The 7057-nt window shown below is 62.0% G+C and carries 7 protein-coding genes; 4 read left to right on the forward strand and 3 right to left on the reverse strand.

The annotated features are described in order from the left end of the window. The first annotated feature begins 36 nt into the window (after nucleotides 1–36). The 4 genes from ACW9JC_RS27360 to ACW9JC_RS27375 all read left to right on the forward strand — a co-directional run bounded on the left by ACW9JC_RS27360 (nucleotide 37) and on the right by ACW9JC_RS27375 (nucleotide 4929). Nucleotides 37–1536 (forward strand): efflux transporter outer membrane subunit, encoded by a 1500-nt coding sequence (locus ACW9JC_RS27360; RefSeq protein WP_457458913.1) that lies wholly within the window; start codon nucleotides 37–39, stop codon nucleotides 1534–1536. A gap of 139 nt (nucleotides 1537–1675) precedes the next feature. Next, on the forward strand, nucleotides 1676–3868 hold the full coding sequence (locus ACW9JC_RS27365) for an FUSC family protein (RefSeq protein ID WP_457458915.1): 2193 nt from the start codon (nucleotides 1676–1678) through the stop codon (nucleotides 3866–3868). Beyond that, nucleotides 3858–4058, forward strand: a complete 201-nt coding sequence (locus ACW9JC_RS27370) for a DUF1656 domain-containing protein (protein WP_338582894.1) — start codon at nucleotides 3858–3860, stop codon at nucleotides 4056–4058. Before ACW9JC_RS27365 ends, ACW9JC_RS27370 begins: the two co-directional genes overlap by 11 nt. A 7-nt stretch (nucleotides 4059–4065) precedes the next feature. Beyond that, on the forward strand, nucleotides 4066–4929 hold the full coding sequence (locus ACW9JC_RS27375; RefSeq protein ID WP_457458917.1) for an efflux RND transporter periplasmic adaptor subunit: 864 nt from the start codon (nucleotides 4066–4068) through the stop codon (nucleotides 4927–4929). Nucleotides 4930–5079: 150 nt separating this feature from the next. Here the strand turns inward: ACW9JC_RS27375 and ACW9JC_RS27380 are convergent, their stop codons facing one another. From ACW9JC_RS27380 to ACW9JC_RS27390, 3 genes are all read right to left on the reverse strand, one after another. Continuing rightward, nucleotides 5080–5478, reverse strand: a complete 399-nt coding sequence (locus tag ACW9JC_RS27380) for a DUF4440 domain-containing protein (RefSeq protein WP_457458919.1) — start codon at nucleotides 5476–5478, stop codon at nucleotides 5080–5082. A 128-nt stretch (nucleotides 5479–5606) separates the two neighbouring features. After that, nucleotides 5607–6431: an SDR family oxidoreductase gene (locus ACW9JC_RS27385; RefSeq protein ID WP_457458921.1), complete on the reverse strand. Its 825-nt coding sequence runs from the start codon at nucleotides 6429–6431 to the stop codon at nucleotides 5607–5609. A gap of 47 nt (nucleotides 6432–6478) precedes the next feature. Next, nucleotides 6479–6943 carry a multidrug transporter gene (locus ACW9JC_RS27390; protein WP_338582889.1) on the reverse strand — a complete coding sequence of 155 codons (465 nt, stop codon included), beginning with the start codon at nucleotides 6941–6943 and terminating at the stop codon, nucleotides 6479–6481. Between the last annotated feature and the right edge of the window lie 114 nt (nucleotides 6944–7057).

Below are 7057 nucleotides of genomic sequence, written 5' to 3' on the forward strand. Positions count from 1 at the left end.
TACAGGGTATTCCCTCCATCTCAGGAATCTTCAGCAGTGCCGCCTCGCATCAGCAGAGCGCTTCAGCCGCTCAGTGTTTTGGCTTTAACCCTGGCAATCAGCGGCTGCATCGGAACCGGAGGTATTGCCCCGCAGGGCAAGGCGCTGGAGGCCAATTCTCTGGCCACCGACGACGCCATCCAGAGCGCCGCCCAGGATGCGCATTGGCCCACCGCACAATGGTGGCAGGCTTACGGCGATCCGCAACTGAGCCGCTGGATCGAACTCGCGCTGCAAGGCAGCCCGACCATGGACATGGCCGCCGCACGGGTTCGGCAGGCGAAGTCGATGGCCGGTGTTGCCGAAGCGGCCGAGTCATTGCAGATCAACGGCGAATCGACCCTCAAGCGCCATAACTGGCCCACCGATCAGTTCTACGGGCCGGGTGATCTGGCCAACACCACGACCTGGGACAACAACGCTGCGCTGGGCTTCAGTTATGCGCTTGACCTCTGGGGCCGCGAAAGCAATGCCACCGAGCGTGCCGTGGACATGGCCCACATGAGCGTCGCCGAAGCGCGTCAGGCCCAGCTCGAATTGCAGAACAACATCGTGCGCGTCTACATCGAACTGTCGTTGCATTACGCACAGCGGGACATCGTCGAAGCGACTTTGCAGCAGCAACAGCAGATTCTTGAGTTGGCGCAGAAACGCTTGAACGGCGGCATCGGCACTCATTTCGAAGTCAGTCAGGCCGAAACGCCGCTGCCGGAAACCCATCGGCAGATCGATGCACTGGATGAAGAAATCGCCCTGAGCCGCAACCAACTCGCCGCGCTCGCCGGAAAAGGACCGGGGGAGGGCGCGCAGTTGCAACGGCCGACGCTGTCATTGGCCGCCGCGTTGAAACTGCCGTCGTCGTTGCCCGCGCAATTACTCGGTCAACGTCCGGACGTGGTCGCCAGCCGCTGGCAAGTGGCGGCGCAGGCACGGGGCATCGACGTGGCCCATGCCGGTTTTTATCCCAACGTCGATCTGGTTGGCAGCCTCGGCTACATGGCCACCGGCGGCGGGGCGCTGGAGTTTTTGACCGGCAAGAAACTCAACTACAGCGTCGGCCCGGCGATTTCCCTGCCGATCTTCGACGGTGGGCGTTTGCGCTCGGAGCTGGGTGAAGCCTCGGCCGGTTATGACATCGCCGTCGCGCATTACAACCAGACCCTGGTCAACGCGCTGAAAAACATCTCCGACCAGTTGATCCGCCGCGAGTCGATGAACAAACAGCAGACCTTCGCCGCCGAGTCCGTGGCCACCGCGCAGAAGACCTACGACATCGCCATGATCGCCTACCAGCGCGGCCTCACCGATTACCTCAACGTGCTCAACGCCCAGACTTTGTTGTTCAAACAACAGCAAGTGCAGCAGCAGGTGCAGGCGGCACGTTTGAGTGCCCATGCCGAATTGGTGACGGCCCTCGGCGGTGGACTGGGTGCCGGCAACGATGTGCCGAAAGCCGAACAAACCCAGCCACCGAAAACCCCGGTTCTGCTGAGGTGACTGCAATACCTGTGGGAGCCAGCCTGCTGGCGATGAGGGTGGCACATCCAATATGGGTGTCGACGGATACTCCGCTATCGCCAGCAGGCTGGCTCCCACAGGGTCCGGGTTTTTATCGAATTTTGATGAGCAGGATTTCATGACCCCCTTGCCCGCACCTTTGCGCTGGCTGTATTCCCTTGAATGGCGCCGGGGTTTCTTCGACTGGGCACGCAGCGACGGCGTGACCTGGGTGTACATTTTCAAGGTGCTGATCGCGGCGTTCCTCACGCTGTGGCTGGCGATGCGCCTGGAGTTGCCGCAGCCGCGCACGGCGATGATTACTGTGTTCATCGTCATGCAGCCGCAAAGTGGTCAGGTGTTCGCCAAGAGTTTCTACCGCTTCCTCGGCACCCTGGCCGGGTCGGCGGTGATGGTGGCGTTGATTGCTTTGTTCGCGCAGAACACCGAACTGTTTCTTGGCTCGCTGGCGATCTGGGTTGGCATCTGCACGGCCGGCGCGACGCGCAGTCGTAATTTCCGCGCCTACGGTTTTGTGCTGGCCGGCTATACCGCAGCAATGGTTGGACTGCCGGCGCTGGCGCATCCCGACGGTGCCTTCATGATGGCGGTGTGGCGAGTGCTGGAAATCTCCCTGGGGATTCTCTGCTCGACCCTGGTCAGCGCCGCGATCTTGCCGCAATCCGCCAGCGCCGCCATGCGCAATGCCTTGTATCAGCGCTTCGGCGTGTTCGCCTTGTTCGTCACCGACGGCTTGCGCGGCCGCAGTCGGCCGGAGGCCTTCGAAGCCAGCAACGTGCGCTTCATCGCTGAGGCCGTAGGCCTGGAAGGATTGCGCAGCGTCACCGTGTTCGAAGACCCGCACATGCGTCGGCGCAACGGTCGGCTCAGTCGTTTGAACAGCGAGTTCATGGGCATCACCACCCGTTTCAACGCCTTGCACCAGTTGCTGGAACGTCTGCGCGGCAGCGGCACCGATCATGCGGTGGCGGCGATCAAACCGGGTTTGCAGGATCTGGCCGAATTGCTCGATGGCTTCAGCGGCCGCGCCCTGACCAGCGCCGATGCCGCACGGCTGGTCGCGGCGCTGACGGCTTACAAGGAAGGTTTGCCGGCGCGGGTGCGCAGCCTGCGGGCGATGTTTCAGGAGAGCGATCCGAGCGACGCCGAGCTTCTGGATTTCCACACCGCTTATGAACTGCTCTACCGCTTCGTCGATGACCTGCACAGTTATGCACAGACCCACGCGTCCCTGGCTGATCACAGCCATGCCCGCGAGCAATGGGACGAGCCATTCACCCCGCAAACCAACTGGATGGCTGCTGCGGCGTCGGGGATTCGCGCGGCGTTCATCCTCGTTGTATTGGGCAGTTACTGGGTGGCCACGGCATGGCCGAGCGGGGCGACCATGACCCTGATCGCGGCCGCCACCGTGGGCTTGTCTGCTGCTACGCCGAACCCCAAGCGCATGGCGTTCCAGATGGCGTGCGGCACGTTGCTCGGGGCGCTGATCGGCTTCGTCGAGATGTTCTTCATCTTTCCGTGGATCGACGGTTTTCCGTTGCTGTGCGTGATGCTCGCGCCGGTCATCGTGCTGGGCTCGTTCCTGGCGTCGCGGCCGCAATACGCCGGGGTCGGGCTCGGTTTACTGATCTTCTTCAGCACCGGTTCGGTGCCGGACAACCTGACCGTCTACAACCCCTACACCTTCATCAACGACTACATCGCCATGGTGCTCGGCATGCTGGTGTGCGCGGCGGCCGGGGCGATCATTCTGCCGCCCAACAGTCGCTGGCTGTGGCGCCGGCTTGAGCAGGATTTGCGCGGTCAGGTGGTGTACGCCATCAGTGGCAAGCTCAAGGGCCTGGCGTCGAGTTTCGAAAGTCGCACTCGTGATCTGGTGCATCAGGCCTACGGCTTTGCGGCGGGGCAGCCGCAGGTGCAGCGCAATCTACTGCGCTGGATGTTCGTGGTGCTGGAGGTCGGTCACGCGATCATCGAATTGCGCAAGGAACAGGCGATTTTGCCGGTGCATCCGGCCTATGCCGAATCCCAGCCGTGGCGCCAGTCGATCCGGGTGATGGGGCGCTCGCTGGTGCGGCTGTTCCTGCAACCGAACGCGAGCAACCTTGAGCGCGCATTGGTCGCTGTCGATCACGCCATCAGCCGCGTGCAGTCCACCGACGAACCCTTTGCCCCGCACTTCGACACCTCGGCGTTGCGTCGGGTGAAGAGCTACCTGCACTTCATCCGCACCTCGTTGCTCGACCCGCAATCGCCGCTTGCCGCCTACGCCATTGCCAAGCCTGAAGGACTTGAACATGCCCCGTGAAATCGCCTTCCACGGCGTGTATATGCCGACCATGACCCTGATGTTTTTGATTGCTGCGGTGGTGGCCTGGGCGCTGGACCGGTTCCTGTCCGGATTCGATCTGTACCGCTTCTTTTGGCACCCAGCGCTGCTGCGCCTGAGTCTGTTTACCTGTCTGTTCGGCGCCATGGCGCTGACTGTCTACCGTTGAGGCCCTGATGAAAAAGTTTTTCAGCCTGCTCGCGACCCTGCTGGTGCTGGCGCTGGCGATATGGATCGGCCGGACCCTGTGGGTGCATTACATGGAAACCCCGTGGACCCGCGACGGCCGGGTGCGCGCCGACATCATCAACGTCGCCGCCGACGTCACCGGTGAAGTGGTGAACGTGCCGGTGCGTGATAACCAGTTGGTAAAGAAGGGCGACCTGCTGATGCAGATCGACCCCGAGCACTACCGGCTTACGGTCAAGCAAGCGCAGAGCCTGGTGGCGTCGCGCAAGGCAACGTGGGAGATGCGCAAGGTCAACGCCCATCGCCGCGCCGACATGGACAACCTGGTGATCTCCAGGGAGAACCGCGACGACGCCAGCAACCTCGCCGACTCGGCCCTGGCCGATTATCAGCAGGCTCAGGCGCAACTGGAAGCCGCCGAGCTCAACCTCAAACGCACTGAAGTGCGCGCAGCAGTGGACGGCTACGTGACCAACCTCAATGTGCATCGCGGCGACTATGCGCGCATCGGCGAGGCGAAAATGGCCGTGGTCGACATGAATTCGTTCTGGGTCTACGGCTTCTTCGAAGAAACCAAACTGCCACACGTGCGCGTCGGCGACAAAGCGGACATGCAACTGATGAGCGGCGAAGTGCTCAAGGGTCATGTAGAAAGCATCTCGCGCGGCATCTACGACCGCGACAACCCGGAAAGCCGCGAACTGATCGCGGATGTGAACCCGACCTTCAACTGGGTGCGACTGGCGCAGCGGGTGCCGGTGCGGATCCACATTGATGAAGTGCCGGAGGGTGTGCTGTTGGCGGCGGGGATTACTTGTACGGTGGTGGTTAAACAAGCTGATGGTGCATGACTTGTAGACCGAGTCGGCCCCAATCGCGGGCAAGCCCGCTCCCACAAAGTTCTGCTGTGTAGCTTAGATAGCACTCAACACAAAGATCCCTGTGGGAGCGGGCTTGCCCGCGATGGGAGCGACTCGGTCCTGCATGCATGAGACAAAGGTTCACTCCTTGCAAAACGTCTCATGCAAATGCCGCCAGATCACGCGGCCATCCGCCTGTTTTTCGAACACGACGGTGGAGCGGCGATCCGAGTGCAACCCGGTGGCATCGGTCTGTTGCTCGCGATAATTCACGGTCGCACCGCCGTCGTACAGCGCAATACCACGCAACTCGCTGAGTTCGATGCGAAAGCCGAGTTTCTTGCCGCCCGCCAGCGTGAACAACTCGTTCAGCGCAGCAAAATCCAGCACCCGGCCCAATGGCGAGACCATGGAGAACTGCGGCGAGAATCGCGTCAGCAGTTGTTCCAGTTCAGACGCGTCGCGTTCCTCGGCCAGCCACTGTTCGATGGCGACGTGGGCCTGGATCACTTCGTCGAAGTATTCGGTGTAGTCGGTCATGTTGATACCTGAAATTCTGTGGTGTCTGTTAGGGCGCCATCGCGGGCAAGCCTTGCTCCTACAGGTCATACGCAAGTTTTGGGATCGCGCTAACCCTGTAGCTTGCCCGCGATTGGGTCAATGGGATCTCAGAGCTGCCCACGCAACCCGAACCGCTTCATCAATCCCGATTCCAGCAGCCCCTTGGGCAACAGCCCGGCGAGCAGCGGCAACGCACGACTGCCATTGCCCAGACGAATCAGACGCGGTGGCTTGCTCTGTTGCACGGCCTTAAGCAATCCGGCTGCAAACTCACTGGCCGGAGTCGGGTTGTCCTGGGAGGCCTTGGCCCGGGCGCGAATGCCTTCGCGCAGCGGGAACCACGGTGATTGCTCGCTGATCAATTGCTCGGCTTCGTGGCCGGCATTCTTGGCGAAACTGGAGGCGATGGCGCCGGGCTGAACTTCCATGACCCGCACGCCGAACGGCGCCAGTTCCATGCGCAGTGCATCGCTCAAGGCGTGCACGGCGGCTTTCGAAGCGCAGTAGGCGCCAGCGAACGGAGTGACCAGAACGCCGGACACGCTGCCGATATTGACCACGATCCCTTCGGCCCGGCGCAGTACCGGGAACATCGCCCGAGTGACACCGACGATGGCGAAGACATTGGTTTCGAACTGGCGTTGCATCGCCTGAACACCACCATCAAGCAATGGGCCCATGGCGCCGTAACCGGCGTTGTTGATCAACACGTCGAGGCCGCCGTGTGTTTGATTGATCTGTTCGCTGAGCTGTTCAAGGGCGACGCCGTCGTTGACGTCCAGTTGCACGGCCGTGAATCCTGCCGCGCTCAACAGCGCGACATCCTCAGCCTTGCGGGCGCTGGCCCAGACTTCATAGCCGGCAGCCTTGAACGCATCGGCGAGGGCGCGGCCGATGCCGCTGGAACAACCGGTAATCAACGCAACGGGCATGGCGCGGTCCTTGTGCAAACAGTGGGGGGAGGCTCTGTAGGGAAAGCTCAGTCGGAGAAACTACCCTGCAATCGTTCGGCGCGAAACTCCAGGGTTTCCGGGCGGTAGCCGGGGCGTAGTGGTGGCAGCGGCAAACAGTCTTCCCAGTTGCCACCAGCCTGCAATTCGCCGGGGCCACGGTAGCGTGGGGCAGTGTATTGATTGTCGGCGAGGTTGACCGTGTCGCCGGGCGCATAGGCAGCAACACGCCAGCGCAGTTCGGTCAGCGGTACGTCGTTGCCGTTGTTCATGGTCAGTTGCAGCGGGCGGTCGGCGGGGCAGTGCTGCGGCGCGTAGCTGATGCGCAGCTCCAGGCGTTGCAGTTGCTTGAGTTCGCGGTGGTCCATCCAGATGACCCAGGTGGCGACGATGCCCAAGCCCACGGCGGCGGCGACGGACACAGGCAAGGCCTTGGCCGGATAGCGCAGCAACAGGATCAGCCAGGTAATGACCAGCAGGATGCCGATGAACATGTCGCGCCAACCTCGGGAATAGAGAGGACCATCCTACCTAAGCGCAGGTGGGGTTGGCGATGGGAAGAGCAAAGTCAAAAGATCGCAGCCTTCGGCAGCTCCTACAGGGGAATA

The organism is Pseudomonas sp. SDO5591_S426 (genome assembly GCF_054070755.1).